Genomic DNA, 18,146 nt, shown 5'->3' with positions numbered 1-18,146 from the left:
AGTGAAACCCCGGTCACGGGCCCGGCGAATACTCTGAACAGATGAGTGCCGACACGCGTTCGCTCGCCGCTTCTCTACCCGACGGCATGGTGGTCACCGACCCCGACATCCTCGCGGGTTACCGCCAGGACAGGGCAGCCGATCCATCGGCCGGCACCCCCCTCGCTCTCGTCCGTCCGACGACGACGGGCGAGGTGCAGAGCACTGTTCGATGGTGCGCGGCCAACGGGATACCGATCATCACCCGCGGAGCGGGCACGAGCCTCTCCGGCGGTTCGACGGCGGTCGACGGCGCGATCATGCTCTCCACCGAGAAGATGCGCGACATCGCGGTCGACTCGGCGACACGGACCGCGGTGGTCCAACCGGGGCTGTTCAATTCCGAGGTCAAGGCTGCCGCCGCGGCTCACGGTCTCTGGTATCCGCCCGACCCCTCCTCGTTCGAGATCTGCTCGATCGGAGGCAATGTCGCGACCAACGCGGGCGGACTGTGCTGCGTCAAGTACGGGGTGACCACCGATTATGTGCTGGGTCTGGAGGTGGTGCTGGCCGACGGTCGCGCGGTACGCGTCGGCGGCAAGCAACTGAAGGACTCGGCCGGGCTGCCGTTGACGAAACTCTTCGTCGGCAGCGAGGGCCTGCTCGGCATCATCACCGAGGTCACGCTGCGGCTGCTGCCCCCGCAGGGTCCGGCGAGCACCGTCGTCGGGGTGTTCGCATCGGTGCACGAAGCCAGTGAGGCCGTCCTCGCGGTGACCGCCGAGATCCGACCGGCGATGCTCGAGTTCATGGACTCGGTGGCCATCAACGCCGTCGAGGACCTGATGCGCATGGGTCTCGACCGGGAAGCCGGTGCGCTGCTCGTCGCCCAGTCCGACATCCCGGGAGCTGCCGGCGCGGCCGAGGTGGAGTTCATCCGGCAGGCGTTCGAGGACAACGGCGCCGGGGAGGTCTTCGCCACCGAGGATCCCGTCGAGGGTGAGGCGTTCACCGCCGCACGACGCGCGGCGATCCCGGCCGTGGAGAAACTGGGGTCGTTGCTGCTCGAAGACGTCGGGGTGCCCCTGCCCTCGCTGCCGGACCTGATCGACGGCGTCGCGAAGATCGCCGCGGACAACCAGGTGATGATCTCGGTGATCGCGCATGCCGGCGACGGCAACACGCACCCGCTCATCGTCTTCGATCCGGCCGACGCCGACGAGTCCGCGCGTGCGCAGGTGGCGTTCGGTCAGATCATGGATCTGGCGATCGAGCTGGGCGGCACGATCACCGGCGAGCACGGCGTGGGTCGCCTCAAGAAGGGCTGGTTGCCCGATCAGGTGGGGCCGGACGTCATGGAACTGACCGCGCTCATCAAGAAGGCTCTCGACCCGGACGGTCTGCTGAACCCGGGCGTGCTCCTGTAGGCCCTGTCCGGGGACCCGCCGAACCCTCGGGCCCGGCGATTACGTAGGTGCCGCGGCCCGCGGCCTTGGCGTCGAACAGGGCGGTGTCCGCGACCGCGAACTCGCGCTGGATGAGTGCGGTCGCGTCGGCCTCGGACAGGCTGCCGCCGGGCGACGTGCCGACGGCGATGCCGAGGCTGATGGTCGCGATGGGCCGGCCGTCGGCCTCGATGGGTTGTGCCCGGATGCGTTCGGCCAGTGCGCGCACGCCGGTCTCGTCGTGGCGGACCGCGATGGCGAACTCGTCGCCCCCGAGGCGCCCGACGATGGCATCGTCGTCCACCGCCGACTGCAGGATCTCCGCTACCCGCTGGAGCACGGTGTCGCCGACCGCGTGGCCGTGCTCGTCGTTGATGTTCTTGAACCGGTCGACATCCGCCGCGATGAGGGCGAAACGGGGGGTCGGGTTGCGTCGGACCATCGTGGTCGTGGCGTAGATGAAACCGCGTCGATTGAGTAGACCCGTGAGGGAGTCCGTATTGGCCATGATGAGTTGGTGTTTCAGCGATCGCTGGAAATCCGAGGTGTAACTGCGGTGCAGTGTGGTGGTGCCGTTGGTCACCACCAGCAGGGCCAGAGTGGCAAAGAGAACGTTCGGAAAGGGTCCGCCCTCCGCCCAGGCGACGCCGCCGAGGACGCAGACCACAATGCTCGAGTAGATCATGTGCGCGTAGGCGACCTGGCTTTGGACGAAATGCGCCACGTACGAGCCGACAACGGCGAAAATGGTTGCGAGGAACTGCGCCAGGATCACGTCGGTGATGGCGATGACGGCGACGGTCAGGACGGTGTCGGCGTAGACGACGAACGCGGTGTTGAATCCCTTGATGGAGGACTGCTTGGTCCACCAGATCACTCCCAGGTGAACCCGGCTCACTGCGAAAGCCATGGGAACGGTGGTGGCGACGGCGATTCCGAGGGCGATCGAACGTGGCATCGAGCCCTGGGTGCCGCTCGGCGTGAAGAGCGCGATCGCACCGAGCATCCCGCAGATGACGACGAGGACGACGATGGTGTAGCGGACGTGCCGTTCACGCATCCGCACCTGGTTGAGCACATGATCGGCGTCGTCGTACAAGTGACGATGTGCGGTGATCTCCGACGACGCAGGGGCGTGGCGAAGTGCCCGGAAACGAGCGGTTCGTCGCGCGTCGTCGCTGTCTGGGTTCACGATCGCTACATCCTCTTCTTGCCCGTGTCACGCCGTGACCACAGTCGGTGAGAACCGGACCGTCAGAACGGCAATACAGGCATAACGGAGTCTAGAGGACGATTAACGATCGTTTCATACCGATATCCACAGGATGACCCGTCAGTGGAAAAGGTGTAAGAATCGGCAGAATCGCCGTCGAGTTTCGCATTGAGACGGTCGTGCCAAATGTCTGATCGGTCGGCTCCTGCTGAGGTCCTCCCGTCCCCTCCGCGGGGGGACCTCAGCAGGCAGTCCGAATGCGATTTGGCATTTGGTGACGCGGCCTCGCAAAAACCAGCATATTAGCTCGATGGTCAACCTACAATCACATCAATCTGGATAACTGACAGGAGATGGTTGATGAACGGTCCTGGGGACCCTGGACTACGAGATATCGACCTTCGACGACTCCGAATGTTCGTGGTGGTGATGGAGGCACCGAGCCTGCGTGTCGCCGCGGATGACCTGTTCATCAGCCAACAAGCGCTTTCGTCGGCCATTCGTGAACTGGAACGTCACCTCGGCGTCGAACTGTTCTCCCGTTCTCGCCGAAGTCTCACGCCGACCCCGGCCGGGGAGGCGCTCTACCGCGGCGCCGTGCCGTTGCTGGCCGGTGGTGAGCAACTCGCCACGCAGGTCAGAAGGGTCGATGCCGGCGCACCGGCCCCGTTCGTCATCGGACATGCGCCCGACCTCGCGCCCTCGGAGGTGTTCCGGATCATCGAGCCGGTGGTGCTGGCCGACTCGACGGTGCCGATCACGGTCCGCCCCGTCTTCGCCGAGCTCATCCGCGACGAACTGCTGTCAGGGGCGATCGACATGGCCCTCGGTCGAGGAGTGGCCGCGCCGCCGGACATGGCGACGACCATCGCCACACAGCACGAGCTGCGTCTCGCGGTCCGGGCTGATCATCCGCTCGCCGAGCACGACCGGGTCGACATGGCGGACCTGGCCGACTACGACATCGTGGTGTGGGGCCCGGAGCACGAGTACGAGTACACCGACATGCTCGTCGGCATGTGTCGGCGCGCGGGCTTCGAGCCGCGGATCATCCTGTCGACCCTGCTGGGAACCCCGCCGCACACCGCGGTGATCGCCCACCCCAAGGCGTGCGCGTTCGTGACCAACGAACCCGGTTGGATCTACGTCAACCGAATCCGGATCGTCGAATTCAACGACCCGCCCTTCGCGCCGGTTCGCGCGATGTGGTTGCCGAACACCTCGTCGACGCTGCGACGTCAGATCCTCGCGGCGGCCGAGAACTCGCTCTGACCGTACAGCGCCGGCCCTACGAGTCGTGTCGCCATCGCCCCGGACACCGCAGGGTCGGTTCGGCTGCTTGCTCGTTTCGTCTCAGTGCCGATCGAGGATGGCGGCGAGGTCGGCGCCGGTGGGGAGAGCGCCGTACTCGAGGCTGCGATCGGGACCGAGGCGGGCGGCGACGAAGGCGTCGACAACGGCGGGCGGGCTGTGGCGCACCAGCAGTGACGCCTGGAGTGCGAGGGCCATGGCCTCGACGGTGGACCGCGCCCGGCGCTGGGCGTCGGCGGGCGCGAGGCGAGAGAGCTCGCCGAGCTGGTCGCGCAACCGGTCGAGGTGGGTGTCCAGGGTTCGGTTCGCCCCGCGCGCCAGGGCGAGCTCGGCGTCGAAGGCCGCGATCGACTCGGGTTCGCGGGTCATCGCCCGCAGGACGTCGAGCGCGATGACGTTGCCCGAGCCCTCCCACACCGCCATCACCGGTTGCTCGCGGTAGCGCATCGCGAGCGGGAAGTCCTCGGTGTACCCGTTGCCGCCCAAGCACTCCAGAGCCTCGTAGGCGTGATGGGGCCCGCGTTTGCAGATCCAGTATTTCGCCACCGCGGTCGCCAGCCGGCGGAAGGCCCGCTCCTGGGGGTCGGCGTCCTCGTCGTGGGCGCGCGCCAGGCGGATGGCGGTGGTGGTCGCGGCTTCGGACTCCAGTGCGAGGTCGGCCAGGACGGCGGTCATCGCGGGTTGATCGGCCAATGTCGCGCCGAATGCGCTGCGGTGTCGCGCATGCCAGACCGCCTCGGCCACGGCCTGGCGCATGCCCGCCGTCGAGCCGAGGACGCAGTCGAGTCGGGTCTGCGCGACCATCTCGATGATGGTGCGGACGCCGCGGCCGGGTTCGCCCACCATGATCGCCACCGTGCCGTCCAGCTCGATCTCACTCGACGCATTGGACTTGTTGCCCAGCTTGTCCTTCAAGCGCTGGATGCGGAAGACGTTGCGGGTTCCGTCGGGCAGGATGCGTGGGAGCAGGAAGCACGAGAGTCCCTCGCCCGCGGGGCCCTGTGCCTGTGCGAGAACGAGGAAGGCATCCGACATCGGGGCCGAGCAGAACCACTTGTGGCCGGTCAACAGGTATTCCGCGCCCGGGCCGCCGGCGCCGGCGGGCACCGCGACGGTCGTGTTGGCGCGGACGTCGGAACCGCCCTGCTTCTCGGTCATCGACATGCCGAAGATGGCCGACTCCTTGCCTGCGGACAGGTCGGGGGAGTAGCTGCGCGACAACGCCTTCGGCACCCACTGGGCCGCGACGTCGGGTTGGAGTTCGAGGGACGGGATGACTGCGTGCGTCATGGACACCGGGCACGCGTGACCCGGTTCGATCTGGCCGAAGAGCATGAACGCCGCGGCCCGCACCACATGAGAACCCGGCCGTGGATCCGCCCAGCACCGGGTGTGGGACCCGTGGGCGATCGACGCGGAGATGATGCGGTGGTACGACGGGTGGTACTCCACCTCGTCGATACGGTTGCCCCATCGGTCGAAAGTGCGCAGGGTCGGGGTGATGGCGTTCGCCAGATATGCGTCGTGCTTGAAGGATTCGCTGCCGACGAGAGTGCCGATGTCGCGGAGTTCGGCATCGCCCCAGCCTGCGTCGTGGCGGGCGACGGCCTCTTGCAGGACGGTGTCGAGTTCGTACTCGTTCACCTCGACGCGTGGCGCCGCCTGGTTGACCACCTCGTGGGTGAGATGTGGTTGCGGCCGGACGGAATTCGCGGACCGGGTCATCGTGCCTCCTGTGGCTTGCCCTGCAACGGACTGTCCAGGACCTCGTCGGGAATCTGGAGATTGGTGAAGACGACGGCGACCGCGTCTTCGAGTCGATAGCCGAAATCGGCTCCGGTGGCGGCCTTCTGGACCGCAAGTCCGAAGATTGCCGACCAGAACGCCCGCGCCTCGACATCGATTCCGGCGCGGAGCTGCCATCCCGTGCGGACGAGGGTGGACAGCAGCGCCTGCTCACCGCGCTCGTGGAGGACGGTGAGGGTATCGGTGATGAGGGGGCGCAGGTCGGTACGTCGTGACACGAGAAGCAGTGCGGTGGTGAACAATTCGACGTCCCGCGCGCAGGGACCGAGCAGTGTCCCGACCAGGGTGTTGGTGTAGTCGCGGACGGTCTCGGCGTCGGCCGCCGCCTCCTCGGCGCGCCGGCCGGCACGTAGCACGCCGGCACTCGCCACCTCGACGAACAGTTGCTCTTTGGAGCCGAAGTAGTACGTCACCTGATTCGGGTAGGCGTCGGCGCGGCTGCAGATCTGCGCCACGGACGCTGACTCACCGTTCTCGGCGAACACCTCGGCGGCCGCCCGGAGCAGGGACCTGCGCGTGGCCTTCCCGGCCTCGCGGGTGGCGCGTCCTGTCGTCGGCATGGGTGTCCTCGTCGTTGTCAGTGTTTGTGTTTGTGTTTGTGTTTGTATGACAAACAATAAAGTGTCGAGTACGCGTGGACAAGAGTTCGACGGCCTGGTCGCGGACTCAGTCGTCGGCGAGTGTGCTGACCTGAACCGATGCGACCTCGAAGATCCGGGGGTAGCCGACTGGCGACTCGGAGATTGCACGATCGGGGAAGTCGAAGATGCTCAGCATCAGCTGCATCGGGTAGTCGATGGTTTGCCGAACTTCTTTGATGACCCGACCGTCCATCGTGAACACCAGGTGGTCCGGTTCCCAGTCGACGGCGTACCGATGGAGCTCCGCGAGGTCGTCATCGCCCATGTCGACGACCGAGAAGTCGTCGACGATGCGCGGATCGCGGTGCGGATGTACGCCGACCCCGAGCGTCCACGGCTCGCCAGGCCGTGGACCGAAGATCTCGGCGACACAGATCTCGCCGGCCTCCTCCCGTCGTGTCTCCGTTCCGAGGAGCCAGAACGCCACCATCGACGCCGGGTCGCGAATCGCTCTCATGTCCACCTCGAAGCGACCGTGCCGCTGCGCGAAGAGGGTCTCCGACGGGCGGTGGGTGACGACGGTGAGCCCGTCCCGGTGGGCATGCTGACCGACCGCGCTGCCGACCTCACCGGCGTGGTGTCCGGTCTGCAGGCTCGAGACGCGCATTCCCGATTCCGACGGCCGCCAGGCGGGCTGGTCCTCGTCGATGCACAGCCGGGACCGGCCTCCGGCCGCGGTCCACCGAGCCGCGGAGTTCGCCGGTCTCGTCCAATGCGGGAGATAGTCGGCGATCCACGTCCGGCTGTCGAAACCCTCGCCGGTGAAGTCGTCGCGCAGGCTGATCATCGAACTCCTCCTCGCGCGGGACCGTTCGTGCACTCGGTCGCGTACGAGGCGTGTCGTTCCATGGCGGTACAGTACATCGACTTTCGGCGTGTTCCGCGTAGTGTGTGCTGGTCGGCAGGCGCATGAGCAAAGGCGAGATGACATGGAAACAACAAGTGCGGCAGACACACTCCGTCGGTGGGCACTCGACGAAGAGCTGAAGTCCCGGGTCATGGCCGACGCCGAGCTCGCCGAGTGCGCGCGGCGAGTCGCCGATCGGTATACGGCGGGAGAAGATGTCGAATCCGCGATCCGCGCCGGAAGGCGCGCGGTGGAGCGCGGGCACAGGGTGAGCATCGAGTACACAGGCGAGAGCGTCCGCGACGCCGCCGAGGCGACCGCGGCCACCGATGTCTTCGTCTCGGTCGCCGAACACATCGGTCGGACCGGGTTGCCGTCGACGGTGTCCGGAGACCTGTCGCACATCGGACTTCTCGTGTCCGGGGACCTGGTGCGGGACAACGGTTCCCGACTGGCAGAGGCGTGCGCCGCGGTCGACTCCGTGTTCATGATCTCCGCCGAGGGATCCGATCGGACCGATCAGGTTCTCGAGGTCTACGACTGGCTGGCGCATCGCTTCGGCAACGTGGGAATCACCCTGCAGGCCAGGCTCCATCGCTCGGAGCAGGACATGGACCGACTGCTCGCCGCCGGTGGCCGCATCAGGCTCGTCAAAGGTGCGTTCCTGGAGGCCGAGTCGGACGCGCTGGCACGGGAGGACCCCGAGCTGCCGAAGCGCTTCGAACGACTGGCGCGCCGCATCGTCGAGGCCGGCGGCTCGCTCACTCTCGCGACGCACGACGAGGCGCTGGTGTCGCACGTCCTCGGGTCGGTCGGCGCCGCCGAGTCCGTCGAGGTCGAGATGCTGATGGGTCTGGGTACCGACCTGCTCGACCGGTTGGCGACAGACGGGCTCGCCACCCGCGAATACTGCATCTTCGGCTCGGAATGGTGGTTGTACGTGCTCAACCGCATCGCCGAGGACCCGACCCGGGTGTTCCAGGCGCTCGTCGATCTGGGGCGTGGGCCGATCAGCCCGCCGGCCAGCGTTCCGTGATGAGCTCGACCATCTGATCGACCCATGCGTCGTCGAGCGCGGCGTCGCTGCGGATGAGGATGCGGAAGATCGCGGTGCCCGCGACGACCTCCGCCAGCATGGGCAACCGGTCGTCGTCGCGGCGTTCCTGGCCGAAGCGGGACTCGAAGGCGGTGAGGTCGCCGGCCAACCGGGCGATCATCTGACTGTGCACGTCGGGTGATGCGACGGTGTCGGCGATCAGGCCGGGGAGGGCCACCCGCACCTCGGGTCGGTTGAACATCGCCCGGACGATCTCGACGAGGGCGCGGATATCCTGCTGCACGTCCCCGGAACCGGTTGGCGGGGCGAGGGTCTCGGCGGACAGCACAGCCTCGTGCACGAGTTCGGCCTTGCCCGACCACCGCCGGTAGATGGCGGCCGTCGTCGTGCCGGCACGGGCGGCGATCGCCGACAGGGACAGGGCGGGGTAACCGGTCTCGAGAATCAGTTCGCGGGTGGCCGCGATGATCGCGGCGTCGATCCGTCCGTCGCGTGGCCGCCCGGGCGCCGACGACGTCGACCTCTTGTTTTCCCTCTGGCCATCTGCTGTCATGAGTTCCATCGTAGTTCCAATACAGTGTGCATCGTATTAGAGGAGTGTCCGTGGAACTGAGTCCACTCGACGAGTACCCGATCCATCAGACGTCGGCCCCGGTCACCTGGCCCGCGACGTCGGACCGGAACTTCTACGACCGCTCGTATTTCAACGTGCTCGACCGCGAGGGCCGGTTCATGGCACTGACCGGCATCGGCTACTACCCCCGGCTCGGGGTGAAGGACGCCTACTTCGTGGTGCGTCGGGGGGACACACAGACCGCGGTGCACTTGAGCGACGCCATCGACGACGACCGGCTCCACCAGAACGTCAACGGGTACCGTCTCGACGTCGTCGAACCACTGCAGGAGATGCACCTGACCCTCGCGGAAACCGAGGGTGTCGCCGCCGATCTCACGTGGCGGGGGCTGTTCCCGGCGGCACTGGAGAAGCCCCACGACATGCTGACCGAACGTCGGGTCACATTGGAGGCGTGTCGGTTTGCCCAGGTCGGGTCATGGGAGGGGTGGATCGACATCGACGGCGAGCGCTTGACCGTCGATCACGACAGCAGTGTGGCGAGTCGGGATCGGTCCTGGGGCATCAGGCCGGTGGGCGAGGCCGAACCCGCGGGACGGCCCGACACCTCCTTCCGCGGGATGTGGTGGCTCTACCTCCCCCTGGCCTTCGAGGACTTCCAGTTGTTCCTGATCCTGCAAGAGGATCCGGACGGCCATCGCAGCCTGTACGACTGCACGCGTCGCTGGCGGGACGGCCGTGTGGAGCAGCTCGACGGTGTGCGGGTCACCATCCACTACACGTCCGGCACCAGGATTCCCCACGGCGCACACGTCGAGTTCCTGAATCGCGCCGGTGATCGGATCGAGCTCGACGTCGAGTCGAAGTTGTTCGCCCCCATCGCCTTCGGATCCGGTTACGGTGGCGACACCTCGTGGGCGCACGGCACCTGGAAGGAGGGCGCGTTCGCCGAACGCGTCACCTTCGACCTGACCGACGACGAGGTCATGGCCCGTGCCCCGTTCAGTCTCATCGACCATGTCGGGTCGGCCGTGTGCACCGAGCCCGACGGCACCGTCCGACGAGGCGCCGGCCTGTTCGAGCACGGTGTGATCGGCCCGCACCATCCGTCGGGCTTCTCCGACTGGACCGACGTGGCGAAGTAGGCGCGCGATGAAGATCATGACGGCGTTGTTCAACCCGACCGATGCGGTGGAACGCGCACAGCTCCTGCAGGAGGCGGGCGCATCGGGGGTGTTCACCTTCGAGGGGCCGCACGACGTGTTCTCCCCGCTCGTGCTCGCATCGTCGGTCACGGGCCTGGACATCATGTCCAACGTCGCGATCGCGTTCCCGCGCAACCCGATCCAGCTCGCGCACCAGGCCAACGACCTGCAACTGCTCAGCGAGGGACGATTCATCCTGGGTCTGGGCACTCAGGTCCGCGCTCAGATCGAGAAGCGCTACGGCGCCGAGTTCGACCGTCCGGTCGAGCGGATGAAGGAGATGGTCGGCGCACTGCGCGCGATCTTTGCGACGTGGAACTCCGGCGAGCGCTTGGACTTTCGTGGCGAGTACTACCGGCACACGCTCATGACGCCGACCTTCGTCCCGGGGCCGAACCCGTACGGTCCGCCGCCGATCTATCTGGGCGCGTTGGGGCCTCGGCTCACCCGGGCCACCGCCGAGGTCGCCGACGGCCTGCTGGTGATGCCGTTCGGGACCAAGCGGTTCCTGCACGAGACGACGCTGCCCGCCGTACGCGACGGTCTCGCGGCGGCCGGCCGGTCCGAGGACGATTTCGAGGTGGTGCCCGAGATCATCGTCTCAGTCGGCTCGGATCTCGACGATGACCACGCCTCGACGCGGATGTTGTTGGCGTTCTACGGCTCCACTCCGGCGTACCGGCCGGTGCTGGAAGCGCACGGCTGGGGGGATCTGCAACCGGAGCTCAACACGATGTCCAAGCAGGGTCGGTGGCAGGAGATGGCCGGCCTCATCGACGACGAGATGCTGCACACGATCGCGGCGTGTGGAACACCCAAGGAGGTCGCTGCGCACATCCGCGACCGGGTCGACGGTGTGTCGGAACGGATCTGCCTCTATCAGCCGGGTCCCATCGCCGTGGATGCGCTCGCCGAGATCGTCGACGCGCTCGGCGGCTCCAGATGACGCAGGAGATCGACGTGACGCCGAGCGTCGTCGAGTTCGACGACATCACCGACGACCGCTACGGGGGCAAGGCGGCCGGGCTGGCCGAGTTGCGTTGTCTTGGACTACCGGTCCCGACGGGGTTCGTCATCGCCGATGCGTCTGTAGACGGGGCTCTCGACGACGTGACGGCCCGGTTCGGCCACATGATGGCCGCGGGTACGACTCCGGTCGCCGTCCGGTCCTCGGCCGTGGGGGAGGACGGGGACGACCAGTCCTTCGCCGGTCAATACGACACGGTGCTGGGCGTCGATTCCGTCGACGCCTTCACCGATGCTGTCCGTCGGTGCGCGGCCTCGGTGCATTCCCGTCGTGCCTCGGCCTACAGCGGAGACGCAGCGCCGACCATGCACGTGGTCGTCCAGCGGATGGTCGACGCACGCGCCGCAGGCGTGGTGTTCACCGCGGATCCGACGTCGGGGCGCCGCGATCTGATGGTCATCGACGCCGTCGCGGGACTGGGGGAGGCACTCGTCGACGGGTCCGCCGCCCCCGACCACATTGTCCTCGACGCCGACGGCACGGCCTTGGTGCACGAATCTGTTGCCGCGCCGGTGTTGTCGCCGGATGAGATCGCACAGGTCCGCGCGGGGGCCCAGCGCACCGCGCAGCACTGGGGTCGACCGATGGACCTCGAGTGGGCCATCGACGAGGCCGGCGAACTGTGGTGGTTGCAGGCACGGCCGATCACCACGCTGCCGGGCGATCTCAACGAGATGGACTCGCCGCCGGCCGGTGTCGACCACGTGTACACCCGATGCAACATCGGCGAGATGATGCCCGGCGCCTTCTGTCCCCTGACCGCGTCGGTCTCCGGCTTCGCGATCGACTATGCGATGCAGATGGTGCAGGTGGTCGCGAGGGCGCAGGAGAGGTACGAGAAGCCCTGGCTCCAGGTCGGTTACTTCTACGGGCACATGTTCCTGAATCTCACCGAGGGCACGGCGCTGAGCTCGGGCATCATCGGCAACTCGCTCGAACAGTTCTCCATGTCGATCTGCGGCCGGGTGATCGACGAGCTGACACCGAAGCCGGCACAGCCCTTCCGACGTAAGCTCGGCAACACGATCCGGCTCACGTCACATGCCCTGTCGGTGGGCCCGGCCATCCGGCGACTGCCCGCCGAGATCGAGGCCTTCCCGGTGCCGACGAGCCGCGATCCGCGGGTTGTGCTGCAGCAGTTGGAGACCGGTGTCGAGCAGTACTGCGATGTGACGTTGACCCATGTGCGCTCGTCGTCGCGCGCCGCGGTGGCGGCCAACGTCCTGGAGAGTGTCCTGGTGCGCCAGGCGGTGAAAGACGGACGCACCGAGGAGGACGGCAAGGCGCAGGCCGCGCGGCTCATGGCCGGTGCGTCGGAAGTCGAGAGCGCCATGATGCTCGCGGAACTCGACGCGGTCGTCCACACCATCGCGGCCGACCCCGCGGTTGCCCGGGAATTCCTCGCTGCAGCACCGGATGACGCGGTCATCGACCTGCGGTCGGCCTCCGGCGACGCCGGTCGCGCGTTGCGGCATTTCCTCGAACGGCACGGTCACCGCGGGTACCGCGAACTGTGCATGCGCGACCCGTCCTGGGCCGACGACCCCGGCGGCCTGGGCGCGATGATGCAGGTGATGGTGCGGTCGGCGCTCGACCCCGTCGCTAGGATTCCGGCCCCGGCCGCCGTCGACGAGACGCCGCCGGCCGCGATCCGGCTTCTCGCCCGCCTGACGCAGGGCGGCGCACGCGGTCGCGAGGAGACGAAGTCCCGAATGGCGCTGATGGCTCATGCGCTCAAGCGCGGTTACCGGCATCTCGGTGAGGTGTTGGCCGAGACCGGACGACTGCCGGACGCCGACCTCGTCTTCTTCTTCGACCGCGCCGAGCTGCAGCGTCTCGTCGACGCCGCCTCCACCGAAGCAACCGGCCTGGTGCAGAGCGCGCGGCAGCGTCGAGAAGCCTTGTCGTTCCAGGACTCTCTCGAGTTCGAGGATGTGTCGGTGGGACGACCGTTCCCGCTCGTCGCCGCCCCGCGACGCGGTGCCACCGACGGTCGGATCGTCGGGCGTCCCGCGAGCCGCGGCACCGTCGAAGGTGTGGTGCGAGTGGCGAAGTCGATCGTCGAGGCGCGCGACGTCCAGCGTGGCGAGATCCTGGTCGCGCCCGTCACCGATGTCGGCTGGACCCCGTACTTCACCGTCATCGGTGCGCTGGTCACCGACATCGGCAGTTCGGTGTCCCACGGCGCGGTCGTCGCCCGCGAGTACGGCCTGCCGTGCGTCGTGAACACCCTGGTGGGCACCCGCGTGCTGCGGACCGGCGACTGGGTGCGGGTCGACGGTGATCACGGGATCGTCGAGCGGATCGGACCGGGCTGAGGCCGGCTCAACCGTCGACGACGTCGGCGTAGAGGTCGCGAAGGTCGCGTTTGAGGATCTTGCCGCTGGGGTTCTTGGGCAGTGACTCGGCGGCGATCACGAACTTCGGGATCTTGTACGGAGCGAGTCGATCCCGGCAGTACTGGATGATCTCTGACGATTCGACGGTTCGCCCGGCAGCGGGGATGACGACTGCGGCAACCGCTTCGACCCAATGCGGGTGCGGGACTCCGATGACAGCCGCCTCGTGCACGGCGGGGTGGGAGAACAGCACCTCCTCGACCTCGCGGCTCGACACGTTCTCGCCGCCGGTCTTGATCATGTCCTTCTGCCGATCGACCACCCACAGGTAGCCGTCGTCGTCGAAGTAGCCGAGATCGCCGCTGTGGAACCATCCTCCGCGGAACGACTCGGCGGTCTTCTCGGGCAGGTTGAGGTACCCGACGGTGACCTGCGGACTGCGATGCACGATCTCCCCGACACTGCCGGTCGGCACAACAGCACCGTCGGAATCGACGATCCGCGTCTCGACGTTCAGCGCGGGACGGCCGGCGGAACCCCCGCGCGTGGCCTGGTCGTCGGGCGCCAGGACCGTGGCGAGGGACCCCATCTCGGTCTGGCCGTAGAAGTTTCGCAGCCGGAGGTCGGGCAGGCTGGCGCTCAGCTCGCGCAGCACCTCGACGGGAAGCGCCGACGCCCCGTAGTAACCCTTCCGCAGCGACGACAGCGCCACCGGGTCGAAGTCGGGGGAGCGCAGCAACGAGATCCACACGGTGGGTGGACAGAAGAGTTTGGTCGCTCGTTCCCGCGCGACCGTCCGCAACAGCGTCGTGGCCTCCGGACGGTCGAGGATGATGCTCGTGGCGCCGAGCATGATGTCGGTGATGAGGAAGTTGTCCAGCTGGGCGCAGTGGTAGAGCGGGAGCGAGTGCACCTCGATGTCATCGTCGCTCATGCCGCCCGACACCACACAACTCATGTACTGCCACATCAGCGTTCGGCTCGTGTGCATCGCGCCTTTGGGCCGGGACTCGGTACCGGAGGTGTACATGATGCGGATGACATCGTCGTCGGCGATGCGGACGTCGGGTAATGCGCCGGCTGGCTCGCTCAGCCAGTCGTCGATGGACGGCCAGCGGGTGACGGAACCGTCGGGGCCGAGTGGGATCGACCGGCGCACGGTCACCGGTGCCGCCGATGCGGCGATCGCGGCGTCGGCGGTGGGCACGAGCGAGTCCTCGACGATCAGGCCGGCGGCCTCGCAGTCGTCGAGGATGTACGCGATCTCCGGCGCGGTCAGCATGAAGTTGATCGGAACCGACACCACCCCGATCCGGGCAGCGGCGAAGACGACCACGGGGAACTGCCAGCAGTTGTGCGACAGGATGCCGAGGGTCTGTCCCTGTCGCAGGCCGGCGGCATGCAACGCGCCGGCGACCCGGTCGACGGCCTCGTCGAACTCGCGAAAGGTCAGCCGGGTGTCGCGGTGGATGACGGCCGGCTTGTCAGGCGTTCGGGCCGCCGACCGACGTGGGATGTCACCGAGCGAGTGGGACCGGGCCACGGTCATGAGGCCGGCCATGAGGTCGGTCGGGAGGGGAGAAGTCGTCATGGTCAGGTATCTCTCGATCCGGTGAAATCGTGCGACCCGAGCCGGTGGCAGTGGGCCGATGGGTACTGTTCGTAGCTATGCGCGGTAGTTCTCAGCCGGGCGCCCGACGAAGTCCTGGCGCCGAGTCGGTGGCGCCTCGCGGGGGATGGCAGGACCTGTTGTCGCGTCGACAGATGCTCGGGGTCCTGGCCGTGCTCGAGCAGTGCGAGCACACGGCCGGCGGCCAGCAGTTCAAAGAAGGCCTGGTCGAGGCCATTTCCACGTACTTCGGGGTTCGTGACGTGACGTTTTTCCACGGCCGGACCTACAGCGAGATCTTCGACGATCCGGCACCGCTGCTGACCGGCGCCGCGGCCCCGCTGCTGCGGGACTACCGTGAACGCTGGCGCGACAAGGACATCTTCGCGCTGCCGCGGGCCCGGCGGGTTCTCACCGCGGAGGGCTTCGCCACTCTCGAGGAGCTGTCCCGCCTGCCGGTTCCGCAGCGCTCGTACGTCGTGGACTATCTGCACCCCAACGACATGGACACCGCCTCGGCCCTTCACCTGCCACTCTCCGACGGCGAGGCTCTCATCGGGATGTTCGACCGCGTCCGCGAGTGGGACGAGTCGGACATGCTCGCGATGCGCATTCTCGCGCGGCAGCTGCGCGCGCGGACCGCGACGGTGTCCGCGGCGCACGAGCCCGTCGATCCATTGGCGGCACTCACGCCGCGACAGCTGGAGGTTGCCGAACTCGTCAGCGACGGGCTGAGCAACGCCGAGATCGCCCAGCGACTGTCGCTGTCGGAGCTGTCGGTGAAGAAGTACATGAGCCGCATCTTCGAGGCCGCCGGACTGCGCAACCGGGCCGAACTCGCGACCACCGTGCTGCGTTCTCGGCGACAGGCGCGCTGAGCGGGTCTTCCAGTCACGACGTCGGGGTGTACGCGATCACGGTCAGACCGTTCGGCGAGCGGAGGGGGACCCGGGTCTCATGACCTCCCACCGACCTCTCACCGACATGCCACCCCAGCGAGCGAGCGACCTCGATCGTCGCCGCCAGGTCGGGGGTCCGCGCGAGGAGTGACCACGCCGGCCCGTCCGTCTCGTCGGAGACGCTCAACGCATCCCAGGCCGCCCAGGCGGAACCGTCGGAGAACTTCGGTGATCCCAGGACCGCTTGGACGTCACCGGCGACACCGGCCCACCGGTCGGTCGCGTGCATCACCGTCACCCGCTCGAACAGCGAGCCGAATCCGATGGTCTCCGTGGTCTTCTCGTCAGACATTCAGACCACCGCCGTTGTCGTCGTCGACACCGACTGCGCCAGCCGGTGACCGAGCCGATCGCGCTTGGTGGCGAGGTATCCGGCGTTGTCCGCGGTGGCCTCGATCTCGAGTCCGACTGTCTCGACGACCTCGACACCCTCGGAGGCCAACCCGTCGACCTTGGCCGGGTTGTTGGTCAGCAACCGGACGCGTCGGATTCCGAGGTCTGTCAGCACCGCCGCGGCGTCCCGATAGTCGCGTTTGTCGATGGGCTGGCCGAGGCGCAGGTTCGCATCGACGGTGTCGACGCCGTCGAGGTCCTGGAGTCGGTAGGCGGCGATCTTGGCCGCGAGACCGATGCCGCGACCCTCGTGGCCGCCGACGTACACCACGACCCCGGAGCCGGCGTCCGCGACGTGCTGGAGTGCGGCTCGCAGCTGGGCGCCGCAGTCGCAGCGCCGCGACCCGAGCGTGTCGCCGGTGAGGCATTCGCTGTGGATGCGAACGAGTGGTTCGCCCTGTGCTGGGTTGCCGTACACGAGGGCGAGATGTTCGGCGCCATTGGATGATCGGTAGACGGTGGCCTCGAAGACGCCGTGATCGGTCGGCAGGGCGCAGGTCGCGCCCCGTTCCACCGACGAGCCCGCCCGGCGATGGGCCACGAGGTCGGCGATGGAGATGACCTCGAGTCCGTGATGCGCGGCGAAGTCGCGGACGTCTGCCCGCCCGAGCATGGCGCGCCGGTCCGGGCTGACGAGTTCACAGATCAGGCCGGCGGGTTCGAGGCCGGCTTCGGTGCACAGGTCGACCGCGGCCTCGGTGTGCCCGCGACGTTCGAGTACCCCACCTGCCCTGGCGCGCAACGGCATCACGTGCCCCGGGCGCGTGAGGTCTGTCGGGCCGACGTCCGGATCGGCGAGGGTGCGGATCGTCCGTGCCCGATCGGCCGCGCTGATGCCGGTCGTGACACCGACGGCCGCGTCGACACTCACGGTGAAAGCCGTGCCGAGGGGGTCGGTCGGATCGTCCACCATCGGAGGCAGTTCGAGCTCGGCCAGACGGTCCGCGGTCATCGCCACGCAGAGGAAGCCGGAGGCGTGTTCGAGAAAGAAGGCGATGTCGTCGACGTCGGCGAACTGAGCGGGCATCACGAGGTCGGCTTCGTTCTCACGGTCGGCGTCGTCGACGACGATGACCGGACGGCCGAGGCGGAGCTGATCGACGCACCTCTCGACCGCGGAACGGGCCGTACGCCGCTGGTCGTCGGGGCTCATCGGTGAGCTCGCAATCCGTGGAAGACCGATCGATGAAAGATCAACGGGTCGTTGGTGGTCGGCACTCCCAGTGCGTCGACCCGTCCGACGACGAGATCGTGATCACCGATGGGCCGGTGGTCGTCGATGGTGCACTCGATCCACGCGTGCGCACCGGCCAGTCGGGGCGAGCCGTTGGCGGATCGGGTCCAGTCCACGCCGGCGAACTTGTCCGCACCGCTGCGCGCAAATGTACGGGCCAGGAGGTGTTGGTCCTCGGCGAGGACGTTCGCGCAGAAGGCGCCGTTCGACACGACCGAGGGCAGCGTCGTCGAGGTGTTGCCCGCGAAGAAGCCGACGAGCGGTGGCTCCATCGAGATGGACGTGAAGGAGCCGACGGTCATCCCGACGGGTGAGCCGTCCGGCCTGGCCGAGGTGATGACCACGACGCCGGAACCGAAGTGCGCGAGCACCTCCCGGTATCGATCGCGGACCGAGTCCGCGTCGGCGGCGTACACGGACGCCCCGGCGTCGGCGGTATGACTGGGGTTCAATGGATTTCCTTCCGATGCGGCCCCGGCGGGTGCGTCCTGCCGCGCACCCGCCGAG

Annotated in this window: 16 protein-coding genes; 7 read left to right on the top strand and 9 right to left on the bottom strand. The window is 67.7% G+C overall.

Features of this window, described 5'->3' with window-relative positions:
• Window positions 1-41: 41 nt before the first annotated feature.
• Complete coding sequence (locus tag MAY35_RS01695) at window positions 42-1,406, top strand: FAD-binding oxidoreductase (RefSeq protein ID WP_238418890.1); 1,365 nt, start codon at window positions 42-44, stop codon at window positions 1,404-1,406.
• Here the strand turns inward: MAY35_RS01695 and MAY35_RS01690 are convergent.
• A complete protein-coding gene (locus tag MAY35_RS01690) occupies window positions 1,354-2,616 on the bottom strand; it encodes a diguanylate cyclase (protein WP_238418889.1) in 1,263 nt (420 codons plus the stop codon). The two genes, MAY35_RS01695 and MAY35_RS01690, sit on opposite strands and share 53 nt — an antisense overlap.
• Before the next feature lie 381 nt (window positions 2,617-2,997).
• Between MAY35_RS01690 and MAY35_RS01685 the strand changes: the two genes are divergently transcribed.
• Window positions 2,998-3,909 carry a LysR family transcriptional regulator gene (locus MAY35_RS01685; RefSeq protein ID WP_238418888.1) on the top strand — a complete coding sequence of 304 codons (912 nt, stop codon included), beginning with the start codon at window positions 2,998-3,000 and terminating at the stop codon, window positions 3,907-3,909.
• A gap of 81 nt (window positions 3,910-3,990) precedes the next feature.
• Here the strand turns inward: MAY35_RS01685 and MAY35_RS01680 are convergent, their stop codons facing one another.
• The 3 genes from MAY35_RS01680 to MAY35_RS01670 all read right to left on the bottom strand — a co-directional run bounded on the left by MAY35_RS01680 (window position 3,991) and on the right by MAY35_RS01670 (window position 7,182).
• Complete coding sequence (locus MAY35_RS01680; RefSeq protein ID WP_238418887.1) at window positions 3,991-5,673, bottom strand: acyl-CoA dehydrogenase family protein; 1,683 nt, start codon at window positions 5,671-5,673, stop codon at window positions 3,991-3,993.
• Window positions 5,670-6,314 (bottom strand): TetR/AcrR family transcriptional regulator C-terminal domain-containing protein, encoded by a 645-nt coding sequence (locus MAY35_RS01675; RefSeq protein WP_238418886.1) that lies wholly within the window; start codon window positions 6,312-6,314, stop codon window positions 5,670-5,672. The genes MAY35_RS01680 and MAY35_RS01675 overlap by 4 nt, the downstream gene beginning before the upstream one ends.
• A gap of 106 nt (window positions 6,315-6,420) precedes the next feature.
• Window positions 6,421-7,182, bottom strand: a complete 762-nt coding sequence (locus tag MAY35_RS01670; RefSeq protein WP_238418885.1) for a glycoside hydrolase family 16 protein — start codon at window positions 7,180-7,182, stop codon at window positions 6,421-6,423.
• A 142-nt stretch (window positions 7,183-7,324) separates the two neighbouring features.
• Here MAY35_RS01670 and MAY35_RS01665 point away from each other — a divergent pair, with 142 nt between their 5' ends.
• On the top strand, window positions 7,325-8,278 hold the full coding sequence (locus MAY35_RS01665) for a proline dehydrogenase family protein (protein WP_238418884.1): 954 nt from the start codon (window positions 7,325-7,327) through the stop codon (window positions 8,276-8,278).
• On the opposite strand, the gene MAY35_RS01660 is transcribed toward MAY35_RS01665, so the two are convergent.
• On the bottom strand, window positions 8,253-8,852 hold the full coding sequence (locus MAY35_RS01660; RefSeq protein ID WP_238418883.1) for a TetR-like C-terminal domain-containing protein: 600 nt from the start codon (window positions 8,850-8,852) through the stop codon (window positions 8,253-8,255). The genes MAY35_RS01665 and MAY35_RS01660 overlap by 26 nt on opposite strands.
• A gap of 50 nt (window positions 8,853-8,902) precedes the next feature.
• Between MAY35_RS01660 and MAY35_RS01655 the strand changes: the two genes are divergently transcribed.
• From MAY35_RS01655 to MAY35_RS01645, 3 genes are read left to right on the top strand one after another with little or no spacing between them, the layout of a single operon-like run.
• Window positions 8,903-10,018 (top strand): hypothetical protein, encoded by a 1,116-nt coding sequence (locus tag MAY35_RS01655; protein WP_374237908.1) that lies wholly within the window; start codon window positions 8,903-8,905, stop codon window positions 10,016-10,018.
• A gap of 7 nt (window positions 10,019-10,025) precedes the next feature.
• Window positions 10,026-11,024 (top strand): TIGR03617 family F420-dependent LLM class oxidoreductase, encoded by a 999-nt coding sequence (locus tag MAY35_RS01650; RefSeq protein ID WP_238418881.1) that lies wholly within the window; start codon window positions 10,026-10,028, stop codon window positions 11,022-11,024.
• The gene (locus MAY35_RS01645; protein ID WP_238418880.1) at window positions 11,021-13,423 is read left to right on the top strand and encodes a PEP/pyruvate-binding domain-containing protein; all 2,403 of its coding nucleotides are present in this window, start codon (window positions 11,021-11,023) and stop codon (window positions 13,421-13,423) included. Before MAY35_RS01650 ends, MAY35_RS01645 begins: the two co-directional genes overlap by 4 nt.
• 7 nt (window positions 13,424-13,430) lie before the next feature.
• Here the strand turns inward: MAY35_RS01645 and MAY35_RS01640 are convergent, their stop codons facing one another.
• A complete protein-coding gene (locus MAY35_RS01640; RefSeq protein ID WP_238418879.1) occupies window positions 13,431-15,035 on the bottom strand; it encodes a fatty acyl-CoA synthetase in 1,605 nt (534 codons plus the stop codon).
• A 77-nt stretch (window positions 15,036-15,112) separates the two neighbouring features.
• Between MAY35_RS01640 and MAY35_RS01635 the strand changes: the two genes are divergently transcribed.
• The gene (locus tag MAY35_RS01635) at window positions 15,113-15,931 is read left to right on the top strand and encodes a LuxR C-terminal-related transcriptional regulator (protein WP_238418878.1); all 819 of its coding nucleotides are present in this window, start codon (window positions 15,113-15,115) and stop codon (window positions 15,929-15,931) included.
• 13 nt (window positions 15,932-15,944) lie between these two features.
• On the opposite strand, the gene MAY35_RS01630 is transcribed toward MAY35_RS01635, so the two are convergent.
• Genes MAY35_RS01630 through MAY35_RS01620 form a run of 3 tightly spaced genes read right to left on the bottom strand, consistent with a single transcriptional unit; the run spans window position 15,945 to window position 18,091 of the window.
• On the bottom strand, window positions 15,945-16,304 hold the full coding sequence (locus MAY35_RS01630; RefSeq protein WP_238418877.1) for a hypothetical protein: 360 nt from the start codon (window positions 16,302-16,304) through the stop codon (window positions 15,945-15,947).
• Window positions 16,305-17,558, bottom strand: a complete 1,254-nt coding sequence (gene ribB, locus MAY35_RS01625; protein WP_238418876.1) for a 3,4-dihydroxy-2-butanone-4-phosphate synthase — start codon at window positions 17,556-17,558, stop codon at window positions 16,305-16,307.
• Complete coding sequence (locus MAY35_RS01620; protein ID WP_238418875.1) at window positions 17,555-18,091, bottom strand: flavin reductase family protein; 537 nt, start codon at window positions 18,089-18,091, stop codon at window positions 17,555-17,557. Before MAY35_RS01620 ends, ribB begins: the two co-directional genes overlap by 4 nt.
• Between the last annotated feature and the right edge of the window lie 55 nt (window positions 18,092-18,146).

It is taken from the genome of Gordonia sp. 'Campus' (assembly GCF_022206305.1).
Lineage (GTDB): Bacteria > Actinomycetota > Actinomycetes > Mycobacteriales > Mycobacteriaceae > Gordonia.
This window is presented reverse-complemented; position numbering and strand designations above follow the sequence as displayed.

Bases quoted from the DNA above. Each gene is read 5' to 3' on its own strand.
- MAY35_RS01695 (WP_238418890.1), top strand. From the start codon at position 42: ATGAGTGCCGACACGCGTTCGCTCGCCGCTTCTCTACCCGACGGCATG.
- MAY35_RS01685 (WP_238418888.1), top strand. From the start codon at position 2,998: ATGAACGGTCCTGGGGACCCTGGACTACGAGATATCGACCTTCGACGA.
- MAY35_RS01680 (WP_238418887.1), bottom strand. From the start codon at position 5,673: ATGACCCGGTCCGCGAATTCCGTCCGGCCGCAACCACATCTCACCCAC.
- MAY35_RS01675 (WP_238418886.1), bottom strand. From the start codon at position 6,314: ATGCCGACGACAGGACGCGCCACCCGCGAGGCCGGGAAGGCCACGCGC.
- MAY35_RS01670 (WP_238418885.1), bottom strand. From the start codon at position 7,182: ATGATCAGCCTGCGCGACGACTTCACCGGCGAGGGTTTCGACAGCCGG.
- MAY35_RS01665 (WP_238418884.1), top strand. From the start codon at position 7,325: ATGGAAACAACAAGTGCGGCAGACACACTCCGTCGGTGGGCACTCGAC.
- MAY35_RS01660 (WP_238418883.1), bottom strand. From the start codon at position 8,852: ATGACAGCAGATGGCCAGAGGGAAAACAAGAGGTCGACGTCGTCGGCG.
- MAY35_RS01650 (WP_238418881.1), top strand. From the start codon at position 10,026: ATGAAGATCATGACGGCGTTGTTCAACCCGACCGATGCGGTGGAACGC.
- MAY35_RS01645 (WP_238418880.1), top strand. From the start codon at position 11,021: ATGACGCAGGAGATCGACGTGACGCCGAGCGTCGTCGAGTTCGACGAC.
- MAY35_RS01640 (WP_238418879.1), bottom strand. From the start codon at position 15,035: ATGACGACTTCTCCCCTCCCGACCGACCTCATGGCCGGCCTCATGACC.
- MAY35_RS01635 (WP_238418878.1), top strand. From the start codon at position 15,113: ATGCGCGGTAGTTCTCAGCCGGGCGCCCGACGAAGTCCTGGCGCCGAG.
- MAY35_RS01630 (WP_238418877.1), bottom strand. From the start codon at position 16,304: ATGTCTGACGAGAAGACCACGGAGACCATCGGATTCGGCTCGCTGTTC.
- ribB (WP_238418876.1), bottom strand. From the start codon at position 17,558: ATGAGCCCCGACGACCAGCGGCGTACGGCCCGTTCCGCGGTCGAGAGG.